This window comes from Lyngbya aestuarii BL J, from assembly GCF_000478195.2.
Taxonomy (GTDB): Bacteria; Cyanobacteriota; Cyanobacteriia; order Cyanobacteriales; family Microcoleaceae; genus Capilliphycus; species Capilliphycus aestuarii.
This window is the reverse complement of record NZ_AUZM01000013.1, coordinates 37,067-61,655: the sequence shown is the minus strand read 5'-3', so window position 1 is coordinate 61,655 and position 24,589 is coordinate 37,067. Positions and strand designations below refer to the sequence as shown.

The following is a 24,589-nucleotide window of genomic DNA, read 5'->3' as shown; positions in this document are numbered from 1 at the left end:
GTGATATTACTGAATCAAAATATGTTTCTGAATGGTAACGATGTCTTTAGAGTTTTCTAAAATTAAGAGGTTCATAAAAACCTTGAAATTGGCGGGAGAGAATAAAGATGGAAATAAGTTTTTATAGGCTTTATTGAGCTTTCCTCGTTGCACGGCTGTTAAACCACTCCGAAGTTTGAGATAGGTTTTAAGCTGCTGAGGATTATGAATGTCGGCTTCTACATCTGGATGAACTGTAGACCTATTATTTTCTAACTCCGAAAAACTGACTTCTGAGAGTTTGGGTTGATTGCGAGTTGCCATTGATAACAACAAAATTTTCCAAGCTTTCTGTGATAAAACAGCAGAAGAAGCCATCTTAAATGCTGGATTGATTTTCGCTGCTTTCAAGGCAACTAAGCCCCAATGTAATCTCAAATAATTACGAATTTGTGCCAGGTCAGGAAGCCGATGATGATGCTTTTGATGAATCAGAGGATAAATTTTTTCTTTAATTAAAATATTCGTTCTCAGTCGCTTTTCTAGAGACAACTTTTGATTATAAGCGCCCGGCCAAACAGTTCGGTAAGCTAGACAACGATTAATAAAAATAGCATCTCCAAACTGAGCAATTTTAATCCAAGAATCTATATCATCAAAATTCACATCTAAACTCGAATCCCACCCTCCAGATTTAAGAAAGGCATCTCGGCGATAAGCAACTTGTACCGGAGTTCCAAAGGGAACTTGTTCGAGTAACATTCCATAATGAATGTCTGATTGAGGAATATAAAATGCTTTTCCAGGCCCAATAATTCGAGTGCGGCTAAGTTCTCGTCCGTTGGGATCAACCTGTGCTGCTTGAGCCGAACAAATCACGGCTTTAGAGTTTGTTTCAGGGGTGATTGTCGTGTGATGAATTGCGATCGCCTGTGCCATTTCTTCGATACAATTTGGAGCGAGATAATCATCATCATCAACAGGTTTAATCCACTCTCCCGATGCAACACTCACCCCCATATTCATTGTTTGGGAATGACCACTATTGCGCTCATTACGATGGTAAATTAGACGGCGATCGCTCTGTTGAAGTTGAGATTGACACAAATTTTTGACATATTCTTCAGTCCCATCGGAGGAACAATCATCAGCAATGACCACCTCACAGGGAACCGTTTGTTTTAAGGCGGAATCGATCGCCCGTTTCAACAAATTTAAGCGGTTATAAGTGGTGATGACGATACTAAACCGGATTGCCACTGTTGACGCTTCTTGAGGCATTGTTGAATAAGAGTAGATGAGTAAGGTTGTCCTAGAATCTCGCCATACCGACCTGAGTCAATCTCAGGTAGAAGTTTGATTCCACAGTAGCATTACCGAGGAAGATCGGCCAGATCTATTTTTGCAGTCAACTCACAACTCACTCAACCCCAAAACTCACTAAAATTCCACGCCCTCCTGTTTAGGAAAAGGCATGGAATCTGATGTAGCGGAGACAGCTTTAATCTTTAAATATGAGCAAACGTCCCGTGTAGACCGTAGGGAATGTGATGCTTAAGATGCAATTGGGCAACTGGCCCCTGACTAATATCTTTTGCATCTAAAATCACAATATCTGAGCGATGATAACGTGCATCATACACCAATGTCAAGAGCCAGCCATCGTCTTCATTAACACCGTTGGGATGGGGAACAAACACAGGTTCGCCGGAAAACCCGTGAGGGGCTGCACTCCAGAGTTGACGTTCTCCCGTTTGCAAGTCTAGCTTGAGAACTCCCTGTAACGGTGCATTTCCCTCCGCATCATGGGCGGCGCCGAGGTAGACATAACGATAGGGACGTCCAACCCATTCGGGATGGAGGGTGGGAAACTCACAACAACGGTTGTCTATTTGCTGACGTTCGACTTTACCTGTTTTTAGATTAATCTCAAAATGCCACAATTGCCCCGGATCTAATGCGGTAAAATCTGTATCGTGAAAATCGGCTTGCGGATCAACACCGGGAAGGGATTGATAACAAATTGAATCTACACAAATTTTATCCCCTTGTTCGTAGGCGTTGGCGTGATGGAAAACAAACCCTGATTGAGTTTCAAAACATTTAATTCCGGGTTGTTCTTTTTGATTGCGAGGAATGACTAATATCCGAGTCGGTTGTTTGGGTTTAAATTCCACACATTCTCCCGCCCCAGAAAAGCCGAAAAGAAAGGGTAAAGGATTAAAACTTACTGCATTTTGGAAGAAAATACAATAATTGGGAGTAATCGCGAAATCGTGAACAAAGGCAAATCCGGGTACTGAATGGGCGTGTTTGCGTAAAAGTTTGCCTTGGGGACTCAGTTCATAAATGGTAAATGTGGTAGAAAGTCCGGGTTTAATGGAGAAGTTCACTAGACATTGTTCTCCCCCGTCTAACTCACAATGGGGATCGATACAAGGATGGGCTGAAAACGCATCGCCAGGTTCTAAAATTCCATCTAAATAATCAATTCCAATGGTTTCTAAGGTTTGGGGATGGAGTTGATGAGGTTCGGCTGCTTCCCACAAGGCTAACAGTTTATCGCCCCAATAAATTACTTGAGTATTGGCAATATTTTTTAAACGCAAATCAAACGCATTTGCTAACAAACCGCCCGATTTTTGAGTCCCAAATACACCTCTATAGAGGGGTTTTCCGGCAAGTTGTTCTTCAACAAATCCTTTAGTTCTAACATAACGGTTACGATAATGGGCGCGACCTTGGGAAAATTGAATCGCTGAAATCATCCCATCGCCATCAAAAGGATGATGAACAGGATAACCGTTAATATCTAATAAACCAGGGCCGTTCCTATACAGAGTTCCTGCTAATTCGGGGGGGATTTTTCCTTCGATATCTTCTATCGGATAGTCATATTCATGGGGTTGAGATTGATAGCCTTTTTGCCAGTCTTCGGTATTGTAGGATAATCCTTTATTCGCGAAAGGTTTCGGCATTTGTAGGTTAGTCATTTGCTTTTTTTAGTGTGAGTAGTGTAATAAAAGTCTATGCAAAAATTGGGTTGAAAATTCGTGATCTAAACTTTAGTCTCGAATCCCAATTCCCTCATATTCTGGTACAAATTCCGGCACATGATGATGTCCAGTTCGTTGAGAGATTGGCATTTTAGAATCAGAATCTTCTCCCTCTGCTTTTGCGCTAAGATTGGGCAACCAGTTAAGAAAAAGAAGGGGAAGCAATGTGGAAATATTCGTAATAATCACCAGTATCCAGAGGTTTTCAAATTGATGTTCTGTTACCCCTAATAGGTGAGTTAACAATGCCCCAGATTCGTGAGATAAGAGTCCTGCTAGGTTATACACCGACATTAACAAGGCAAATAAAGTGGCTTCTACTCCGGGCGGACACAAACGCGCTGCTAATACTAAAACAGGCATATAGGCGATTTGTCCCATGACTGTTAAAATTAGACTATCACCTAAACTAAACCAATGATCATCTATTCCTAATGCACGGTTAGCATGGGTGACAAGCAACAACATTGTCATGCCCAAAACTGTTGATAAAATTGTAGACCAAGTGAAGATTTTGCGAAAGGGAATGGTTTTAAAAAAGCGTTGAAACAGCAATACACCCACTAAAGAGGCGATACTCGTAACCAGGCGAACTCGCCCTAAAAATTCGGGTTGAAATCCGAGTTCGTTTGTGGTGAAATAAAAGAAAGCTGAATCGGCTGTTGGGGTCGCTTGCCAGATGAATAAAAAAGCCATCGGTAGCCAGATTGTTTTTTGAGAAACAGCCTGACGGAGTTGACTGATTTGTTGTTTTACGGTATCTAGATTTGAGCGATCACCCACTTTTTCTTCTGTGATTAGCCACGCCACACCACAAACAATTAAAGGAAAACTCGCAGTTATTAAAAATACGGTTTTTACGGTGACGATTTCTAATAAAAAACCACTGAGATAAGCCGTAATTAATCCCCCTAAAGCTGAACTTCCCCAACACAAAGATTGCAAGGAACCGACATCACTCAGGGATTCTTTTCGCGCCCGTTCAACCACTAATGAGTCTACAATCACATCGCTGATGGCGACAGACAACGAACTCAGGGTGATGACGAGAGTGGCGGTTAGGGGACTATCTACGACTGTGGCCATCCCAATCCAGGCGATCGCACCCAAAAAACCTGATAAAATCAGATAAGGTCGGCGACGATAGCCAAATAGGGGTAAACCGTCGGAAAGAAAGCCAAATAAAGGTTTGATTACCCAAGGTAAGACGACGATTCCCAACATTGCTGAGACTTCTGCGGGCGTCATTCCCAAGTCGTCTTTGAGAAAGAAGCTTACAGCAAGTCGCGCCAGTCCTAAGATGCCCTGAACGAAGTATACAAGTAAAATTGCAATCAGTTCTGGGGTGGGCTTCTTACCGAAAAATATATTCTTCTTGATATTGGCTTTGATATTGGCTAGCCTCGTCGAAGATATAAGCATTTGGTAAAAAAAGGTTAAGAAATATAAATACTTATAACACAGGTCTAGTGGGTATTGTTATCTGCCGATTGGGTTAATCTCCTCTCTCCAATGGCTGAATGAGAGCGTATTTTAGTCGTTTTCTCAGAAATGGGGAGCAAAATCAAGGCGTTTGCAGTCTAAGAATGCGGGATTCTACAAATAATCTGGAGTAATCCGGAGCTGCCGATCATTTTTGGTTGGCAGTTTTCCTGTGAAGCAACTCAGAGGGCGCAGGATGAAGCACCCCTACAATTTTTGAAAAACGTTAAATAGATAGCGATCAAAAGGGTAAATCTAATTCAATCGTTTGATAATGGGAATATTTTTGAGGGTTTTCTGGATCTTCCGACCAAGATAATGGATTTTCGAGGATATATTTTCGGATATTATACAATGATAATTCATCTCGAATAATATGTTCATAATAGTTGCGCTGCCAAATCGAAACGCCTGAAACTTGACGAATTTCACTAATTCGTTTTGTTACTCCGGCTTTAAACCCTGAAATTAATGTAGATAAAGATCGGGGTTTTCTGGTGCCGGGATTGTTTTCTAACTGTTCGCCAAAACCGTTTTTAATTTCTGTTTTAATAATCACCATCGCGTGAAAATGATTCGGCATAATAATCCATTCATCTAATTCAATTTCTGATCGGATTTCGGCAGATTTTAACCATTCTTCAGCGACAATAGAACCAATAGAATTGAGGTGCATTTTTCCGTTTTTTATTTCGCCGAACCAACATTGGCGATCGCGAGTACATAAGGTGATAAAATAAAAACCAGCTTGAGAATAATCATACCCCTGAAGACGAATAGAACGGCGATGATATTGGGAATGATATTGATTCATATTTGGTATTGGGGATAGTCCAACAGCGCCCAATCTAACATTTTTCCGAGAGATTAGGAATAATATTAAGCAGGAGGGCGCAAGCCTTGCGCCCCTACATCGCCCAGACAACGCCCAGACAACGCCCAGACAACGCCCAATCTAACATTTTTCCAAGAGATTAGGAATGACATTGATTCATATTTGCTATTGGATAATCCAACCGTAGGGGCGCAAGGTTTGCGCCCAGAGAATGCCCAGAGAATGCCAATAGAACGCCCATACAACGCCCAGACAACGCCCAGACAGCGCCCAATCTAACATTTTTCCAAGAGATTAGGAATAATATTAATTGATATTTGGTATTGGATAATCCAACCGTAGGGGCGCAAGGTTTGCGCCCAGATAACGCCCAGATAACGCCCAGACAACGCCCAACAGTATGGGATAATAGTTGAACGATAGGAAATTGAATTATTGAATGTCGTAACCGAATTTATTGGCGTCAACTTCGGTTAAATTCAAATCTCCTAACCCATATTCCGCCCAACGTCGAGAAACCATCGCCGCGACATCAACATCAGACTCCAATGCTTCGCCCCATTCATGGTCGGTTTCGGGAGGAATTTTGGTGGTTGCATCTATTCCCATCCGTCCACCTAAACCAATTTTTTCGCTAGCAAAATCTAAGGTATCAAAGGGCGTATTGGGAAGAATAAACACATCCCGAGAGGGGTCAACTTTAGACGAAATTGCCCAGACGACTTGACGCGGATCACGAATATTAATCGTTTTATCCACAACAATTACAAATTTGGTATAAGTAAACTGGGGTAATGCACTCCAAAATGCCAACGCTGCCCGCCTAGCTTGACCGGGATATGCTTTATCAATGGAGATAATTGCTGCTTTATAACTTAACGCTTCCATGGGTAAGAAAAAGTCAACAATTTCAGAAACTTGTTGTCGTAAAATTGGGGTATAAATGCGGTTTAAAGCAATCGCCATCATCGCTTCTTCTTTGGGGGGACGACCGCTAAATGTGGTTAAATAAATCGGGTCTTTGCGGTGGGTCATGCAGTGAAATCGAATTAACGGCGAATCTTCAACGCCCCCGTAATATCCCATGTGATCTCCAAACGGCCCGTCGGGTAACATTTCGCCGGGAGTCATGGTTCCTTCGAGTACAAATTCCGAGTCGGCGGGAACTTCTAAATCAACGGTTTTACACTTAGCAAGTTGTACACCTGAATCGCCATATAATCCGGCAAATAACCATTCAGATAAATCAACGGGAATGGGTGTAGCGGCCGCCATTATGATTAACGGATCAACGCCTAATGCGATCGCAATTTCTAGTTTTTTGCCGTTTTCTGCGGCTTTTCGCAGGTGTCTTGCCCCTCCCCGAACCGATAACCAATGCACAGTCATGGTGTTTTTTGACTGCAATTGTAAGCGATAAACGCCCACATTTGGAGTTCCAGTTTCACAGTCTTTTGTAATCACTAATCCCAAGGTAATAATCTTACCCGCATCTTTGGGATAGGGGCGAATCATCGGAATTTTGTTTAAATCTAGGTCTTCTCCTTCGAGGATGACTTGTTGACAAGGGGGAAAGAAATTTCGGCTGGGTTTGGCTTTAACGACATCAAATAATACTTTACCAAAATCTACGGCTTGCGAGATTTTTTTCGGGGGTTTGGGTTGTTGTAGCATTCCGAGTTTTTTTCCCAATTCTTCTAATTCTTGGGGGTTTGACCTGTTCATCGCTAAACAGACTCGTTGTTCGGTTCCGAGTAAGTTGATAGCGACAGGATGAGGCGACCCTTTGACGTTCTCAAACAATAAACCGGGGCCACCGGATTGTAACATTCGGTTGGAAATTTCTGCAATTTCTAAGTCGGGGTCAACTAAAGCATTAATGCGTCGTAATTGCCCCCGTTCTTCTAGCCGTTTGAGGAATCCCCGTAAATCTCTCGCCATTATTTTTCTAGAGTGATGGTCGTCTGTTTAATCTATTATAATGAATAAACGGATAAAATTGGTTACGAAAGAGGTTAAATTCTCCGTTAACTGTTTCTTTTTCCCTATAATTGTTACAGAATTTAGCTTATTAATTATAGTTTTTTATCTTAAAATAAATTTTTAAAATTATATAATCAAAATTATTAAATTATAATTAGACTCCTCTCGACTCCCTCAAAAATTGTCAGTGTTAACCTGCTGTTAATGAAATGAGATTATAATCAATTAATGATTTTTGGGAGAGGTTGCTAAATGTCAGGTCAAATGCCATCCCTACAACGAGAACTTGGGGTTTTTGGTGCCACTTTAATGGGGTTAGGTTCAATTATTGGAACGGGGGTATTTGTCAGTATTGGAATTGCAACGGGAATTGCCGGGCCGTCTGTTATTTTAGCAGTAGCAATTGGGGCAATGGTTGCTTTATGTAATGGGTTAAGCAGCGCCCAACTTGCGGCTAATCATTCCGTGAGTGGCGGAACTTATGAATATGGTTACAAATATCTCAATCCTATTTTTGGTTTTACCGCAGGTTGGATGTTTTTGCTGGCAAAAAGTGCCTCGGCGGCGACGGCGGCGTTAGGATTTGCAGGGTATTTTCTCAACGCTTTGGGTTTGGATAATAGGTTATTGATACCGACGGCTTTAATTGCAGTTTTGGCGATTACCATCATTGTTTTAAATGGTATTCGTCGTTCTAATCTAGCCAATTTAGGGATTGTTTCGTTGACATTATTTTCCTTATTGGTGTTTGTTTTTACGGGTTTACCAACGGCATTATCTCCAACGGCAGCTAATAATTTAATGCCTTTTTTTACGGCGGAAAATCCCATCGCCGCTTTATTACAAGCCACTGCATTAATGTTTGTTGCCTACACCGGATATGGACGTATTGCTACTTTAGGAGAAGAAGTGCGTGAACCCCGAGTGACTATTCCCAAAGCGATGATCACCACGATGATTGTCACGATGTTGTTGTATTTGACGGTGGCTGTCGTGGGAGTCGCCGCAGTTGGGGTTGAAGGCTTGAGTGATGCGACGCAAAAGGTGGCGCCGTTGGAAGTGGCGGCGAGTCAGTTTGGAATACCGGGAATTCCTCAAGTTGTCGCAGTTGGGGCGATAACGGCGATGTTGGGGGTGTTGCTGAATTTGATTTTGGGGTTATCGCGGGTGTTGTTGGCGATGGGGAGACGGGGGGATATGCCTCGTCAAGTAGCCCGACTCAACCCTTCTCAAACGACTCCGACGATTGCGGTGATTGTTGTTGCGGTGATTATTGGGGTGTTGGTGTTGATTGGGAATGTGAAAACAACATGGTCATTTAGTGCGTTTAATGTTTTGATTTACTATGCCATTACGAATTTTGCCGCGTTAAAAATTCCGCCGGAAGGACGTCTTTATCCGAAGCCGATAGCAGTGATTGGGCTAGTGTCGTGCTTTTTTCTGGCATTTTGGGTAGAGTGGCAAATTTGGTTAGTCGGGTTAGGATTAGTTGCGGTTGGCTGGTTGTGGCGCATTATTTTTCAGGGGTTTCAGCCTCAATAAGCCCGAAAGTGGGGTGAGTTTTTTGGACATGATCGCATTCCCGTCGCCCAACGTGCTACTCTTAAAGAATAGAGCATCAGATATCTTGATCGGACTTGCAGGGTCATGCCCCATCCAAATCACCAACTTGGGACTAATGATTCTACTGTAGTCGATACAGTTTGCCATTTCCTTTATCAAACTCTGGTTTCACTCCAGAAGCAGCATCCTCAATGGCTGAATCCTCGCTACCAAAATATTCCCTGGCATCAACCGCGCTATGAGTCTATCTTTTTCCAGAAGATTTCTCAAGGGTTGAGTCAGGTCAAGCCGCCTGAGAAATTACGGGCTAAAGTTCAAAATTTTCTCAAGGTTTTGCTGAGTTCGGAATTTATTCAGTCCTCGGAATATCAGGTTGTCATTGCCCAACTCGAACAACTGATTTATCCAAACCCTAAACTGACTCCTTATCCACATCCTGGGGAAATTAACCCTCAACAACTCTATTTCAATGGGCGCAGTTTTTCAACCAGTGGAATTAGTATTCTGTTGTTGGATGTGGAAAATCTCCAATTGGATATCGAAACCGAGAAATTTTTAGAAAGTGTTTGTACTTGTCCGTTGCAAATTAAAGTGGCTTTTGCCAATTGGCGTAGCATGGGAAAAAAAGATGTTGAGTTGCATCAGCGAGGGTATCAACTCATTCATGTTCCGCCTGGAAAAGATAGTGCTGATTTAAAAATGGCGACAGTTGGTTCTTCTATTTTCGTCTATTATCCCACAGCTCAAGAAGTTTTAGTTTGTTCGTCTGATCGGGCGTTAACTCATCTGTGCAATACGCTACAAGCTCATGGGTTAACAGTTTATCAAGTCAAGAAGAAAAAAGATAAAATTTTGGTGTTTGACAATCGAACCGGGGAAACTCAACAATTTGATTTAACATCCTCTAGCGATATTCCCTCGTTAGATAAATTTTTGGTGCAATTACAGGACTTAACCCGCTCTGAACAAAAGCGCATTCATTGCCAATGGATTAAACTCTCGCGTCTTTCTTCCCTCTATAAAGATACCTACAAAATGACAATTAGTCAAGTTGTTTCTGCCCATTTTCCCGAATCCAAAGCCAGAGACATCTTTATTAATAACCCGCAGATTTTTGCCATTCATCAGCCTTCCGAAAAGTCCCAAACCTATGTCACCTTATTTGAACTCGCATATCCGAAAGATGAGTTAACACCTGCGGACGAAAATTCAACCAATGGTTTAGTTACCATTCAATCAATTGAACAGTTAGAAATTGCTCTCGTTGAGATTGTTAAAGAACTCACAGCTAAAACCACCAGTCGTTGCATTTCGTTATCAATCTTAGGAAGTTATTTTAATAAAAAGTACGGTCAAGCCATTACCCAAGTGATTAAACAACTTCAGCCGGGAGGTAAGTTCCCCAAATTTATTGATATGTGTAGTTCTTTTGAGTTAGAACAAACAGAAAGAGGCTGGACTGTGTGTTTACTAACGCCAAATTTTCCCTCATCTTCAGAAGAAGAATAAAGGAAAAAATCGGTAAAAAATCTGTTGACTTAATCCATATATAAAAACTCTTGATTCAGAATTTCTTTCCAAGTATTAGACTCAACAATTCCATCTGCTACTAATCCATATTTACGTTGAAATTGCTGAACAGCTTCTAATGTTTTCAGCCCGAAAACCCCATCAACAACTAAATTAGCCTCAATATTATTCAGACGAGTTTGCAACTCAAAAACACTTTTTCCAGTATTTCCTACTTTTAAAATAGGGAAATCATCATCAGGATTATCTAACGGGGCGGTTGTAATTTCTAATAAAGTTCTCCAAGTTTGCGACCCTACAATTCCATCAATGATTAACTCATTATCTCTTTGAAACCGCTTCACTGCTATTTCAGTATCAGAACCAAAAATTCCATCCATTCTGAGATTTGAACCCACAATATTAAGGCGATTTTGTAGATAGGTGACATCATCTCCCGTTTGACCTAACCGTAAAATAGGTAAAGACTTAACGGTTGCAGAAGAAATACTGAATGTTTGCATGATTAATCTTTCCTGAAATTATTTGTATAGTTTTAATATAGTTAATCTTAAAAGGATTGGGTAGTCACTCATTTATGTAATTGTTTTTTGAGTTCACTCTGAACTCCTCTCTAAAAACAAAAATCTTCCTTCATCTCTACCAGATAAGATAGATAAAAGGAAGAAAAAAGCTATTTTAGAGGATTACTTTAAGCGAAATTAATTCATAACTAAAAGAATTCATGCAGTAAAGCATTCCATGTCAAAGGCCCAACAATTCCATCAGCAGCCAACCCAAAACGGCGTTGAAATTGTTTAACAGCTCCTTCTGTTTTTGAGGCAAAAATACCATTAACCAGCAAATTAATCTCAAAATCATTCAGACGATTTTGTAAGCGAATGACATCATTTCCGACACTTCCAAAATTGAGAATCGGTAAAGATTGTAGAGCCTCAAAAGGAACGCGAGTCGCTTTCAATAAAGTATTCCAAGTTTCCGCCCCAACAATACCATCTACTAGTAATCGATTTTCTGTTTGAAATTTTTTGACAGTTGCTTCAGTCCTCAAACCAAAAACTCCGTCAATCAAGATTTGATATCCCAAAATACTGAGGCGTTCTTGCAAGTTTTTAATCGTTTTTCCTTGACTCCCCCGACGCAAAATCGGTAGAGATTGAATCGTTTTCGGATAAAAAGCTGTGGTTTGCATCTTTAACCTTCCTATGGATTTATATTCATAGTTCTAATCTAATCATTGGCTTATCCATTGCACAGTCACTTTTTTGAGTGAATCTTTGCAAAATCAGAATATTGTCATTAATTTGAGGGACAGATGGGGTTTATTTTTCAGAAGTTGAAGAAATTTATCTTTTGTCTTTCCCCGACTCGGGCGGTTGTGACTATACTAAGAAAAGAGTTTTAAGAAATGTAACGAAATGCAAGACAAAGTAGCGGTAATCGTTGGGGGAACAGGTGGAATCGGTTCAGCCGTCGCCCGAAAGTTAGTCCAGTCCGGGGTCAAACTGGTGTTGGCCGCCAGAGACAGCCATAAATTGGAAACCTTAGCTTCAGAATTGGGAACACCAGACGTGTTGACGGTTTCGACTGATATCACTGACCCGCAGCAAGTTGAAGGATTGATGCAAAAAGCCGAAAGTCACTTCGGCCAGATTGATATTTTGGTCAATGCAGCCGGCGCCGGAATTCTCAAACAGTGGAATAAAATCGAACCCTCTGACCTTGATAGAATGTTGGACTTGAATCTCAAGGGGAGTTTTTATACGACTCAAGCTGCCGCTCATATCATGAAACAGCAAAAATCCGGTCATATTTGTAATGTAATTGGGATTTTAGGAAAACATTCGATGGCAATGGGAAGTGCTTATTGTGCTTCTAAATTTGGAGTGGTTGGCTTTAGTAAGTGTATGGCTGATGAAATGCGCCGATATGGAATTAAATTTACATTATTCTATCTTGGGGGGGTTGATACTCCTTTTTGGGATAGTGTTAGTTTAAAGGTTGATCGTTCAAAAATGCTCAGTTCTGAAACGGCAGCCGATGCAATTTTATTTGCACTCTCAGCCGAACCTCAGGCTGTTCCAATGGAGATTAATATTCAACCCGATAGTCATTTATTCTTTTAGTGATAAAGAATAGGGAATGAGGAATTGAACGTTAATTCCAAATACCAAATAGTGGGAGTTTATGATGCAGTTTGATCATCTACATTTTTATGTCACCAATGCTAAGGCATCACGGGATTGGTTTATTCAGAAATTAGGGTTTCAAGCTCAGGGATGCGTGACAAATTCTGATACTCATACAGAAATTATACAACAGGGATCGGTGTATTTTCTGTTATCTTCTCCGGTCACAGATGCGAGTCCGGTGGCTCAATATTTGCATCAACATCCATCTGGTATTGTCGATGTAGGGTTTCAAGTTGAAGATATAGACTCTGTGGCTCAACGAATGAAAGTTGAAGGGGTTAAAATGATGCAACCGATTCAACAATATTCTGTTGATAATAGTGTCCTCAAATGGTTTACTATTGTGGGCTGGGGTGGGTTACATCATACTTTAGTAGAACGACCAAATCATCCTCACTGGAAATTGCTTCCTTCTGTTCCTTTTCCTATTCCCTATTCTCAAGTTTATTCTCACATTGTCGGTATTGATCATGTAGTTTTAAATGTCAATTCAGGAGATTTACAAGCGGCTGTGAACTGGTATAAACAGGTTCTTGGATTTAAATCTCAACAGACATTTGATATTCAAACAAAGCGTTCTGGTTTGCATAGTCAAGTCTTAGTCGATGAACATAAAAATGTGCAGTTTCCCATTAATGAACCCACATCAGAAAAATCACAGATTCAGGAATTTATAGATGTTAATCGCGGTGCCGGAATTCAACATATTGCGTTGAAAACTAAAAATATTATTCAAGTCGTTGGTCAGTTGAGACAGCAGGGATTACCGTTTATTTCCGTGTCTCCTTTCTATTATAGTCAGTTACAAAAACAGTTAAATAAAAATGAGTTATCACCCGCCGATTGGAAAACTATTCAAGAGTATGAAATCCTGATTGATATGTCAGATTCAGACGCAATGTTATTACAAATTTTCACACAGCCTATTTTTGATGAACCCACATTCTTTTTTGAGTTTATAGAACGTAGAACCAGTTGGGTGAATGGAAATTTTGTTGAAGCCGAAGGATTTGGAGAAGGTAATTTTCAAGCCTTATTTGAAGCAATGGAACAGGAACAAATTAAAAGAAGTCAGTCTTCAAATCAACAGCCTAATTCTGAGTGTATGAAAGGCTTATAAACTACCAAGGGCTACCGATAATTGTAAATGCAGCCCAGTATTGAGGGTCAGAAAATATTTCAATTCCAGAGTTAGCAAATTTTGGAGGTAAAGTTATTTCTCGATCCGGTAAAATTAGACGTGAACCTTCGATCCGAACTTCTCCTCTTAATAAAGCAATTTGAGTTTGTCTTAAGGCTTCGGCTTTAATTGGCGCTTGGGTTAATTGTTGATAAAAATCAACCATGAGTGCAAATGTGGCTTGATCATTGACTTTCCATAAACTTGCGATCACAGATTCTACTCCTGCTTGCGCCGCAAAACCTGCAAAACCTAACTCTGCTTCACGATCTCCTAAAGCCGTTTGACAAGCGCTTAAGACTAATAATTTCACGGGAGGTTGATTCCATCCTAAATCTCGGACTTGATCAAGTCTTAGTTTATTATCCCAAAATTGAATGTAAGAATTATTCGGTTGTCCCGCCCTAAATTCTGCATGAGTTGCTAAGTGAACAATACCAAAAGGTGTCGCCTCTCGTTCTTGTTTTAAATTTTCAATTGTAAAGTTTTCATTTAAAAATGATTCTCCATTCCATAAATTATCCGTAATAATATTGACTTCTGCTGATACCGCAGGTAAGTCATTTAATCTAGAATCTGCGGGAAACTCAGTTGAACCCATCGCCAAAACACGAGCTTGTTTAACATCACTATAACGAGTTTCAGTTAATGTCAAACTCGGTGCAAGTCCCACACTATATTTTTCAATTAAAAATTGTTCACCATCATGTAAAGCGGCTAAAGGTAAAGAACGTAATCCTTCGTCCATAATAAAGACTAGATTATTAATTTCTTGTGCCTCTAACTCAGCTTGTAATGGAGCAATCAACCATTGATAAAATTGTTGAGCATAGGGTAAAAAACTACCTCTACGACTCGTTGGAAAAATTTCTCTAAAGAAAAAGTTTCGTTGTTTTAAAACTTGATCGCGAGTGATCCCCGCAATTCGTTTCCGAATCGGTTGACCTTCGGCAGTAATCATTACTAATTCGAGCTGATAACGACCATTTTGAGCGGGTTTTTCTGAGGGAGAATCAATCACATTGACCTGATTTTCTTGAGCTTCTATGTCATATTCAACCGGAACAAAGTTAACATAAATAACAGCAGGTTTAATCCCTGTAATTCCGGCAATTTGACTCAAAGCATCACAAGTTTCTAGTAAACCTTTTGCCGATTTACTCGCAGATATTCCCCAATATTCTTCAAAATCTTGAGTATATCCCTGTTCAACTGCTAAAACTCCTGCATCCACCGGACTACAAGGAAGACTAGCAGAAATGGGTAGAGGGTTAACAGGGTCTTGACGCGGTAAAATATCGCCAGGAAATTCGGGTTGAGTGGGTTCAATTGGGGTTGGTGTTGGGGTTGGTGTTGGGGTTGGTGTTGGGGTTGGTGTTGGGGTTGGTGTTGGGGTTGGTGTTGGGGTTGGTGTTACATCTATATCATCAGTTTGAATTGCGATATTTCCCACTGTAAAAGATTCAGGAAAAGAGTTGTCAGAATTAATCGTAAATTCACCTGTTGTAATAGCTGCGGCTGTACCATTATCATTCTCAGTTAGGTTGGTATTTCCCACTTCAAAGCTAGCAATTGGTTCATTTGCTAACCCCCCTTGATGTCGAATTGTAATCGAACCTCCTCCCTGTCCACCTGCTGTAGAAATACTGGCATTGATGTTATTTTGATCGATAAAAGATCGAGTTACTCGAACAAATCCACCTGTTGATTCAAGAAGTACATCTCCCCCTTGACCATTCGGCCCACCTTGAGCGTTAATCAACTCAACTTCAACATCACCAACCGGGTCAATAATTACGTTTCCACCATCATCAATACTACCACTACTATTGATTTCTCCGGTAATAATTGCAGTCGGAGCGACAACCGTAATATCACCTCCTGTTAAGCCAGAACTATTCAAATTTGCTGTAGAAATTGTTCCCTCTGTTGCAGTTAAATTAATGTTACCGCCTTGACCTTGATAATTATTAGAATTAAAATCAATTTCACTATTAATATTAGTTGCCGATAGGGTAATATTTCCTCCTGTTGTTTGAATATTTCCACTTCCTAACAGTTGAATTAAAGCCGGACTATTAATACTAAAATTCCCCCCATTGGTCTGAACGTTGGGATTATTTAAAGAAAAATTTTGATTCAAATTGAGAGTAATATTACCTCCTCCTGTGGTTAAATTAACCGAACGACCCAATAAATTATTAGCATTGATTGAACCATTATTTGTCGTGAAGTTAATATTACCGTTAGGATTAATAATATTACTGACATTAATATTTTGATTGGCGTTGAGAGTAATGGCTGCGTTATCCGTTCCTGTAATTGTAAATCCGGTTGTTTCAATAAAACTTGTTCCCGACTGCAAGATAACGGGGTCGCGGAATGATACATTTCCAGCAGCAGTAATTGTTCCGGTGTTATTGCTCCCAACTGTGATTAAGTTGAAGCCATTTTGTAAAAAGTTTAGTTCAGTATTTGTTAAATTTAAAACACTCAAGTTGTTATTGCTATTTCCTCCAATTTCAACAGGAAAACTTGAACTAAAAGGCTGTAACGTTAAGCTGGTATTCTCACCGGAGACATTATTATTAAAGTTAATTTCGTCACCTGTTAAAGTAATATTATTTAAGATGTTCACTGCATCACCGTAGTTTTGACCATTCTCTCCTGTTGTCGTTATATCAGCGTTGAGTTCAGTTATTCCTGCTGTATCGGTGGTTAAGCTACTGGCGTTTACCGTGGCGTTAAATTGAGTAATTCCACTGCTATTAACTGTAATTTCACCTAACCCATTCCCTGAACTTCCGACTGCATCTAAAATAATATTTCCGTTGGGTGCATTCAGGATTAAATTATTACCTGTTCCTGAGATTGGACTATTATTAAAATCAATATTGCCATTATTACTATTAATGATAACATCAGTATTAAGTTCAGTTCCACCCGTTGCTTGAGTAAAGTTAATACTCTCGTTTGTTGTGAGATTACCGTTAAGGGTTGTTATTCCTGTGGTTTGAATATCGAGTAAATTCAGACTCTCATTGTCTCCGAATGTACTCAAGATAATATTACCATTACCCGCACTCAGTTGTAAATTAAAATTACCATCAACTGTTCCATTTCCAAAATTAATAATTCCATTTCCAAAACTTGTATCAATCTGAACGTCATTGGTTAAAACCACATTTGTTGCATTTTCAAAGGTAATTCCATCAGTTCCACTGATTGTAATATTACCGCCTAAATTCGTTAATCCACTGGTGTTAATGGATAAAAGATTTAAAGGAATATTATTTCCGACTGTTCCCAATGTAATATTACCCGTTCCCGCATTGAGTTCCAAGTTATAATTACCATTAATGGTAGCATTATTAAAGTTTATGCTTCCATTTCCTAAAGTTGTATTGATAATTACATCATTAATTAAAACAATATTGGTCGCATTTTCAAAGGTAATCCCATCAACGCCACTGAGATTAATATTTCCGCCTAAATTCGTTTGACCGTCGGTGTTAATCAATAAAGAATTTAGAGGAATATTAGTTCCTACTCTGTTGAAAGTAATGTTACCACTTCCGGCGTTAAGAATGAGTTGGTTTTCAGGTTCGGTGGCTTCAATTGGAACACCTGAAAAGTTAATATTTCCATTTCCGCTATTGGTTTGCAGTGTTACTGAACTCTCCGCAATATTAACAGTTGATGCACCCGTAAAATCTAGATTATTAATCGTAAAAATATCGCCAAATAAATCAACGATATTGGCGTTACTAATCGTTAATTCTCCTAATTCATTACCTGTTTGACCAACATTATCAAGTGAAATATTCCCTGATGTATCTAGAGTTAAGTTATTTCCGGTGCCAGTGATTGGACTGTTTTCAAACAAAATATTTCCGGTGTTGCTATTAATTAGCACATCAGCATTAAGTTGTGTTCCACCTGTAGCTTGAGTGAAATCAATATTATTATTAATTGTGAGATTACCATTGAGAGTGGTTAAGCCAGATGTATTAATAGTTAAACTTTCAGGGGGAATACTATTACCAAAAGTACCTAAATTAACTTGACCATTTCCTGCATTAATAATTAATCCGCCACTTCCTTCAACAGAAGCATCCGAAAGGTTAATATTTCCATTATCGCTATCGGTTTCGAGAGTAACTGTATCACTATTGAGGTTAATTGTTGTTACACTGGGAAAGTTAATACCGCCATCTGTATAGATATTACCGAATAGATTAACAATGTTCGCATTGGTGATGGTAATTCCTCTTATTTCATTATTATTTTCGCCAACATTATCCATAAAAATTTCTCCGGTTGTATCCAGAGTTAAGCGATTTCCTATTCCGGTTATCGGACTATTTTCAAATGAGATATTCCCGTTATTGCTGGTAATAATAACATCAGCATTGAGTTGAGTTCCCCCTGTTGCTTGAGTGAAGTCAATATTATTGTTTGTTGTTAGATTATTATTTAAAGTCGTTAAACCAGTGGTTGTAAGAGTCAAAGAATTAAGCGGGGTATTATTTCCGACTGTTCCTAAGTTTATCTCACCGCTACCTGCATTAAGTTCTAGGTCAAAATTTCCATTAATGCTTGCTTGACTAAAGTTAATTATTCCATTTCCTGAACTTGTATCAATAGTAATATTATCACTTAATTGAACAGTTGCAGCGTTTTCAAAGTCAACACCATCGGAACCATTTGTGGTAATATTTCCACCTAAATTAGTTTCACCTTGACTATTAACGGTTAGAGAAGATAAAGCTTGATTCTCTCCGATAGTTCCGAGCGTGATATTACCTGTACCAGAGTTGAGTTGTAAGTTAAAATTTCCGTCAATTGTTGATGTAAAGTTTAGATTTCCATTCCCATTACTACTATCTAATGTCACATCACCCAACAAGTTCACCGCATCGTTATAAGTTTGGTTATTTGTTGTAGTTACATTTCCGTTAAGTTGAGTAGAACCGCCTGTATTTGTTGTCAAACTATTGGCGTTAACTGTTCCGCTAAAGTCAGTAATTCCGCTACTATTCGCGGTAATATTTCCAACGGGTTGAGTTTCCCCTATTGTCCCTAAAAAACTAATATTTCCGGTTCCAGTTGTTAGGCTAATATCTGAATTTCCGTTAACATTTCCGTTAATTGAAATATCGCCGCCACCTGTATTATCAGTATCCAGTGTTGTGTTTCCACTGAGGTTAATTTCATTACCTTGAATGGTAATATTTTGGTTATTCGTTGTAATCGCTTCGCTGAGATTAATTAAGTTAGCATTGAGAGTAATAGAAGCGTCATCAATTCCGGTGATTATCCCGCCAATATCAATAGAACCGTTGGGAGACTGTAAGGTTATCGGGTCATTAAATGTCACGCTATTTGCAACCGTAATTGTACCCGATGAGTCGATTCTTCCGATGGTAATTGAACTCAAACCATTTTCAAGTAATGCAAGTTCATTTGAGGTTAAATCTAGGGTTGTAGACGCTTCGCTGTCTGTTCCATCAATCACAATATTTTGATTAACGGTAAAGGGTTGTAGAATTAAATTTCCGCTTCCCGAAATGGTGCGATTATTGCCACTAATGTCAAAATTAATTTCATCTGCGGTGAGAGTTAAATTATTGTTTCCGGCGACCCCACCCACATTATTAAAGGTAATGGTTTCGGTTCCGGCGTTAATAGTTTGGTTGCTATTTAAAGTTAAATTTGCACCATCTAAACTCAACTCTTGCTGTTCACGTCCGATAAAGCTACTGAAAGTAATATTTCCGCCGAGACCGTTATTAACCGATGAATTAATATTTCCGACGGTGATGTTACTCACTCCCGTATTTGTACCCGCATTCAGATTAACAACTCCTCCACTTCCACTAATAGAATTTGAGTTAATTTCACCTGTTTCTAGAGTCGCTGTTCCACTTCCTGACTGAACATCTAGATTAATATTTCCGCCATTTTCAGTATTAGAAGATGTATTAATTGTTCCGGTTGTAATCGAATTTGGGGTTAAATTTTCTGTAGAGTTGTTCCCCGCTAAAATATTAAGATTACCGCCATTTGTGGTAATATTTCCTGTGGAGACTTGTCCAGTTTCTCCAATAGAAGTTAAGTTAATTGCTTCGCCTTCAGTTGAGAGTTGACCGACATTAATTTCACTATCTGCATTTAGGGTAATTGAAGCATCATCTGTTCCAATAATTCCCCCATTATTAATTGAACTAATGATACCTGTTCCCGCTTCAAGAGTAATTGGGTCAGAAAATTCTACATTGTTTTCAATTGTAATATTTCCACTAAAATCAAACCGTCCAATAAAGATAGAATCGAAATTATTTAACGCGGCTAAGTCAGTAGTTGTCAGATTGAGTGTTGCTGTTTCGGTATCGGTTGAACCTGCAATGGCAATATTATTAACAGTATTCGGTTGTAGAGTGATAGAGTTTCCGGTAACTGAATTTTCTCCTCCCAAGAAGTTGATTTCATCGCTCGTTAAAGTAATATTATCTGTGGTTAACGCATTGCTAAATGTCACATTAGCTGCACTATTAATTTGCAGTTGAGAGAGGAGAACTAAATTACCAATTGAATTATTAAAGTTAACATCTCCAACCCCTGCGGTGAGATTTAATGTTTCTGTATTGGGATTGCTTCCGTTAACGGTTCCAAGAATGGTAATATTAGCACCCGGTTGATTCAAATTAGTCGTATCAAGATTAACAGTATTTGCTCCAACAACAACGCTATCATTAATTGTAATGGGATTTCCAGCCGTAATAATATCAGCATTGAGTGTGGTGGTTTCGCCTAAACCGATTAAAGTTATCGAAGCATTATCAAGTCCGGTTAACGTTCCATCAACGGTAATATCACCCAGTGGGGTTTGTAGGGTTAAAGGGTCATTAAAAGTAACGGGATTAACAACCGTAATGGTTCCGCTACTGTTATCACGTCCAATAATAATCGAGTTAAACCCATTTTGAATTAAGTTAATTTCAGCTTGTTGAATTAAGTTAATTTCAGCTTGAGTTATATTCAGGGTTGTAGTATCGCTATTGTCAGAATTGGCGACATTAATTCCTCGTTCTTCGGTAAAGGGTTGTAGGGTTAAATTTCCTGTTCCTGAAATTGTGCGATTATTATCAACATCAAAGTTAATTTCATCTGCGGTGAGATTTAGGCTATTATTTCCCGTAGCAATACCAACATTATCAAGGGTAATGTTTCCGGTTCCAGCGTTAAAAGTTTGATTGTTATTTAACGTAATTGTTGAACCATTCGCAGTCTGAGTTATAGTACCATCATTTGCAGTAATACTGGTGAAAGAAATATCAGCATCCTGACCTGTTTGAATTGAAGGATTAATATTACCAATTGTAATTGTACTACTTCCAGGATTAGAACCTGCATTAATATTAATTGTTCCTGTCTGGCTATTCGTAGAAGTCGAGATTAAATTACCTGTTTCTAGGGTGGCTGTTCCACTCCCCGACTGAACATCTAGGGTAATATTTCCACCGTTTGTTGTTGTTGATGAAGTGTTAATATTCCCGGTTTGAACTAGAGTTGATTCAGTTGTAAACCCATCACCAACTGAGAGAGTAAAGTCTTGACCATTGGTTAAAATATTTCCTGTTATAATTGCACCATTATTGACATTTAACTCAATAATTTCTCCATCTGTTTGAAGGTTTCCAATATTAATTTCACGGTTTGCATTTAATGTAATTGAAGCATTATCTGTTCCGGTAATTCCACTATTATTAAGAGATAAAATTGAACCGTTACCCGCTTCTAAGATTACAGGGTCGGAAAACTCAATATCTCCTTGAATATTAATATTAGCATTAAGGTCTTCCCGTCCAATTGTAATCGAACTAAAGCCATTTTTAATTAAGCTGATGAGGTCATTTTCAGATAAATTGAGGCTAGTATTATCAGAGTCGTTATTTGTTCCGAGAGTAATTTCTTGATCTAAAGTAGAGGGTTCTAAGATGAAATTTCCACTTCCTGAAACTAATCGATTATTACCACTAATATCAAAGTTAATTTCATCTGCTGTTAGAGTGAGAGTGTTATTTCGACCAGCATTGACTCCAACATTATTAAATTCTATCGTACCCGTACCTGCATTAAAGGTTTGATTACTCTCAATAATTAGTGTTGCACCGTTAGAAGAAGCTGTTGAGTTTTGGCGACTACTAAAGGTAATATTACCTCCTTCTGTATCTATAGCAGCACTATCTGTATTAATAGGGTTGCCATCATCATCGACTTGAATCTGAATTCTGCTATTATTTCCTAAAGACTCTAGAGTAACATCTCCTCCTCCTGTAAGGATAGCAGCAACTCCTGGATCATCAAGATTAATTGAGTCAAGATTAATTGAGGCTTGATTTCCCAAAGCAGTTAGATTAACATTTCCCCCAATATTATTATCAGCATCCGTGCGAATTCCATCATTAACTTGAATAGAACCCCCTTGTTCTGCCGTCTCATTTCCCGCAGTAATATTAACCTCTCCTCCTGGTGTAAAGATAGCAGCAAATCCTTGACCATCAAGATTAATTAAGGCTTGATTTCCCAAAGCAGTTAGATTAACGTTTCCCCCAATATTATTATCAGTCTCTTCTTCAAGTCGTCTTGTGTTAATTCCCTCATTAACTCGAATAGAACCCCCTTGTTCTGCTGTATTATTTCCCGCAGTAATATTAACCTCTCCTCCTCCTGTAAAGATAGCAGCCAAATCTTGCTCATCAACATTAATTGAGGCTTGATTTCCCAAAGCATTTAGTTCAACATTTCCCCCAATATTATTCGTTCCTTCTTCAGCCGATGTGTTGATTTGACGATTAATTTGAATAGAACCGCCTTGAGTTGCTGTGTCATTTCCCGCAGTTAGAATAATATTTCCCCCCTGAGTAAATAACCCTCCAGTTCTAATTTCTACTCCTGAAATCGTGAGATCTCGTCCCGAAGTATTAATGAATTGAGTTTGATCCATTAAGAAGTTACCAGTGTTATTATTGTCGGCATCTGCTGTAAAAGTAATGGAACCTTCCCCTGCTGCAAAATTGAGAGAAATTCCATCTTCAACTGTTATATTTTCTGTGGCTTCTAAAATAACTGTTCCCGTTTGACTTTCAAGTACATTTTTACTAACTGTTATGTCTGTGTCTCCAAAGTCTCCTGTCAAAATATCAGGTAGTTCAGCATCACCTAGATTAGCAGTTTGGTCTTGATTAATTGTAATATTTCTTGGATCAAGTAACAGTGTCCCAAAACTTCCATTGACTGCTGAAGTATCAACAATACCATCAAAAATTAACGTTTCTTTCCCTGAAACTTCTATAAATCCCCCGTTTCCTAACTCACTCCCACCCCGAACATTAACATTCCCATAAAACCCCGTTACTTCATCCGCCCAAACGATAACCCGTCCGCCATCTCCTGTTAATAAACCATCCGCATTAATAATCGTATTGCGATTAACAAACGTCCTCAACGCATTGGGAACATCTCCCTGTCCTTTATACTCTCCGCCTATTAAAACCGTACCGCCCCCATTGGTTCCAGAGGCGTTAATATTAGCATCAACTACCCCAATTCTTTCCCCAAAAACCCCAACGGTTCCGCCTGTTTCCCCGGAAACATCCACCTCTCCAGACGCAATAGTTGTCCCAGAATTGACGGGAATTGTTGTCTCTGAAACGGTTAACTCTACACTTCCATCGGGGTTGACTTTTGCCGCCATGTCGTAGCCGCTAACGCCTCGGGTTAATAAATCGGGTAAACTGGTAATTGGAATCGACCCATTATTCGGTTGACTGCTACCCGGAATTAGGGGTTTAATTTCTAAACTTAAAAGTTGTCCGGGTTGACTAATTCTAACAAAATTTTCACCGGGAACGGAAGTAATAATTACTTGTCCTTCGGGGGCTGAAAGTTGTCCAGCGTTAACAACAGTTCCACCTAATAACGTTAAATTATTTCCCCGTTCAACCGCTAACGTTCCTAAATTAATCACACTCCCCGGAGTCGCCATTGTAAAGGCAAACCCCGTTGGATTTCCGATTAATATTTCATAGTTATTTAACCCTTCGGCGTTGAACCATTCAGTACCAAACTGTACACCGTTGGCTGTAGTTGCGGTAAAATCACCGGGAAGATTTAACTGAGAGTTCGGCCCGAATAAAATCCCCGATGGATTAATTAAAAACAGGTTTGAACTGCCTCCTGTCATCTCAATTAAACCGTTAATAAAAGAGGCATCACCCCCAATAACTCGACCTAAAATATTACGAATTTCAGGGTTAGATAAAAAGTTAGCAATTTGACTTTCATCAAGTCCAAACTTCTCAAAACTATGAAATAAATTCTCTCCATCTCCCGAACGTGTTCCCCCCTCAATATTGAAGTGATTTCCTTCGGGCGTAACCACCGTTCCCGTACCATCATTTGCGGGGGTAATGGCTTGGGCGAGGAGAATTTCAGAACCCGGAACAGTAGAAAATGGATAAAAAGTATCAGAATTTTCAGCAAAATTTTCTGTGGGTTGGGAGGGAACTGCAAAAGCGGGTAAACTGCTAAAAAGTGTAATAGGTAATACGGATAAAACTGGAGAAAAAAAGCGAATTAAAATCATGATTACACTCCCCCACAATGACAACAGACAATGGTTTTCAGTAACAAGCAATATCACCTTTCAACGCAGAAAATGAGAAGAAAGATTAACTGTTTTTGCTCTATATTTCTGAGTTTGCACCTGATCTCTTGTTCTGGC

General features: G+C 39.3%; 12 protein-coding genes. 4 read left to right on the top strand and 8 right to left on the bottom strand.

The annotated features are described in order from the left end of the window. Window positions 1–6: 6 nt before the first annotated feature. The 5 genes from M595_RS07850 to M595_RS07830 form a co-directional block, all read right to left on the bottom strand. Window positions 7–1,260, bottom strand: coding sequence for a glycosyltransferase family 2 protein (locus tag M595_RS07850; protein ID WP_052001724.1), 1,254 nt, complete (start codon window positions 1,258–1,260; stop codon window positions 7–9). Between the two features lie 227 nt (window positions 1,261–1,487). Beyond that, window positions 1,488–2,972, bottom strand: a complete 1,485-nt coding sequence (locus M595_RS07845; RefSeq protein WP_040483766.1) for a carotenoid oxygenase family protein — start codon at window positions 2,970–2,972, stop codon at window positions 1,488–1,490. 72 nt (window positions 2,973–3,044) lie between these two features. After that, on the bottom strand, window positions 3,045–4,457 hold the full coding sequence (locus tag M595_RS07840) for a folate/biopterin family MFS transporter (protein WP_040483765.1): 1,413 nt from the start codon (window positions 4,455–4,457) through the stop codon (window positions 3,045–3,047). 301 nt (window positions 4,458–4,758) lie between these two features. After that, entirely contained in the window at window positions 4,759–5,331 is a 573-nt protein-coding gene (locus M595_RS07835; protein WP_023065657.1) for a transposase, read from the bottom strand. 453 nt (window positions 5,332–5,784) lie between these two features. Next, window positions 5,785–7,293 (bottom strand): UbiD family decarboxylase, encoded by a 1,509-nt coding sequence (locus M595_RS07830; protein WP_023065610.1) that lies wholly within the window; start codon window positions 7,291–7,293, stop codon window positions 5,785–5,787. 294 nt (window positions 7,294–7,587) lie between these two features. On the opposite strand from M595_RS07830, the gene M595_RS07825 reads away from it, so the two are divergent. Together M595_RS07825 and M595_RS07820 are read left to right on the top strand one after the other, a co-directional pair. After that, on the top strand, window positions 7,588–8,877 hold the full coding sequence (locus tag M595_RS07825) for an APC family permease (RefSeq protein ID WP_023065626.1): 1,290 nt from the start codon (window positions 7,588–7,590) through the stop codon (window positions 8,875–8,877). A 105-nt stretch (window positions 8,878–8,982) separates the two neighbouring features. Then, the gene (locus M595_RS07820) at window positions 8,983–10,407 is read left to right on the top strand and encodes an NYN domain-containing protein (protein WP_023065580.1); all 1,425 of its coding nucleotides are present in this window, start codon (window positions 8,983–8,985) and stop codon (window positions 10,405–10,407) included. A gap of 29 nt (window positions 10,408–10,436) precedes the next feature. On the opposite strand, the gene M595_RS07815 is transcribed toward M595_RS07820, so the two are convergent. Together M595_RS07815 and M595_RS07810 are read right to left on the bottom strand one after the other, a co-directional pair. Next, the gene (locus M595_RS07815; RefSeq protein WP_023065614.1) at window positions 10,437–10,931 is read right to left on the bottom strand and encodes a peptidoglycan-binding domain-containing protein; all 495 of its coding nucleotides are present in this window, start codon (window positions 10,929–10,931) and stop codon (window positions 10,437–10,439) included. Window positions 10,932–11,140: 209 nt separating this feature from the next. Continuing rightward, window positions 11,141–11,620, bottom strand: coding sequence for a peptidoglycan-binding domain-containing protein (locus M595_RS07810; protein WP_023065648.1), 480 nt, complete (start codon window positions 11,618–11,620; stop codon window positions 11,141–11,143). A 226-nt stretch (window positions 11,621–11,846) separates the two neighbouring features. Here M595_RS07810 and M595_RS07805 point away from each other — a divergent pair, with 226 nt between their 5' ends. Further along, window positions 11,847–12,554, top strand: a complete 708-nt coding sequence (locus M595_RS07805; RefSeq protein WP_023065645.1) for an SDR family oxidoreductase — start codon at window positions 11,847–11,849, stop codon at window positions 12,552–12,554. A 61-nt stretch (window positions 12,555–12,615) separates the two neighbouring features. Then, window positions 12,616–13,740 (top strand): 4-hydroxyphenylpyruvate dioxygenase, encoded by a 1,125-nt coding sequence (gene hppD, locus M595_RS07800; protein ID WP_338041644.1) that lies wholly within the window; start codon window positions 12,616–12,618, stop codon window positions 13,738–13,740. A gap of 1 nt (window position 13,741) precedes the next feature. Here hppD and M595_RS07795 read toward each other — a convergent pair whose 3' ends face one another. Beyond that, window positions 13,742–24,451 (bottom strand): CHAT domain-containing protein, encoded by a 10,710-nt coding sequence (locus tag M595_RS07795; protein ID WP_023065639.1) that lies wholly within the window; start codon window positions 24,449–24,451, stop codon window positions 13,742–13,744. Window positions 24,452–24,589 lie beyond the last annotated feature (138 nt).

Excerpts from the sequence above, each read along its gene's own strand:
- M595_RS07820 (WP_023065580.1), top strand. The coding sequence starts at position 8,983 with ATGCCCCATCCAAATCACCAACTTGGGACTAATGATTCTACTGTAGTC.
- M595_RS07810 (WP_023065648.1), bottom strand. The coding sequence starts at position 11,620 with ATGCAAACCACAGCTTTTTATCCGAAAACGATTCAATCTCTACCGATT.
- M595_RS07805 (WP_023065645.1), top strand. The coding sequence starts at position 11,847 with ATGCAAGACAAAGTAGCGGTAATCGTTGGGGGAACAGGTGGAATCGGT.
- M595_RS07830 (WP_023065610.1), bottom strand. The coding sequence starts at position 7,293 with ATGGCGAGAGATTTACGGGGATTCCTCAAACGGCTAGAAGAACGGGGG.
- hppD (WP_338041644.1), top strand. The coding sequence starts at position 12,616 with ATGATGCAGTTTGATCATCTACATTTTTATGTCACCAATGCTAAGGCA.
- M595_RS07795 (WP_023065639.1), bottom strand. The coding sequence starts at position 24,451 with ATGATTTTAATTCGCTTTTTTTCTCCAGTTTTATCCGTATTACCTATT.
- M595_RS07815 (WP_023065614.1), bottom strand. The coding sequence starts at position 10,931 with ATGCAAACATTCAGTATTTCTTCTGCAACCGTTAAGTCTTTACCTATT.
- M595_RS07835 (WP_023065657.1), bottom strand. The coding sequence starts at position 5,331 with ATGAATCAATATCATTCCCAATATCATCGCCGTTCTATTCGTCTTCAG.
- M595_RS07825 (WP_023065626.1), top strand. The coding sequence starts at position 7,588 with ATGTCAGGTCAAATGCCATCCCTACAACGAGAACTTGGGGTTTTTGGT.
- M595_RS07845 (WP_040483766.1), bottom strand. The coding sequence starts at position 2,972 with ATGACTAACCTACAAATGCCGAAACCTTTCGCGAATAAAGGATTATCC.
- M595_RS07840 (WP_040483765.1), bottom strand. The coding sequence starts at position 4,457 with ATGCTTATATCTTCGACGAGGCTAGCCAATATCAAAGCCAATATCAAG.
- M595_RS07850 (WP_052001724.1), bottom strand. The coding sequence starts at position 1,260 with ATGCCTCAAGAAGCGTCAACAGTGGCAATCCGGTTTAGTATCGTCATC.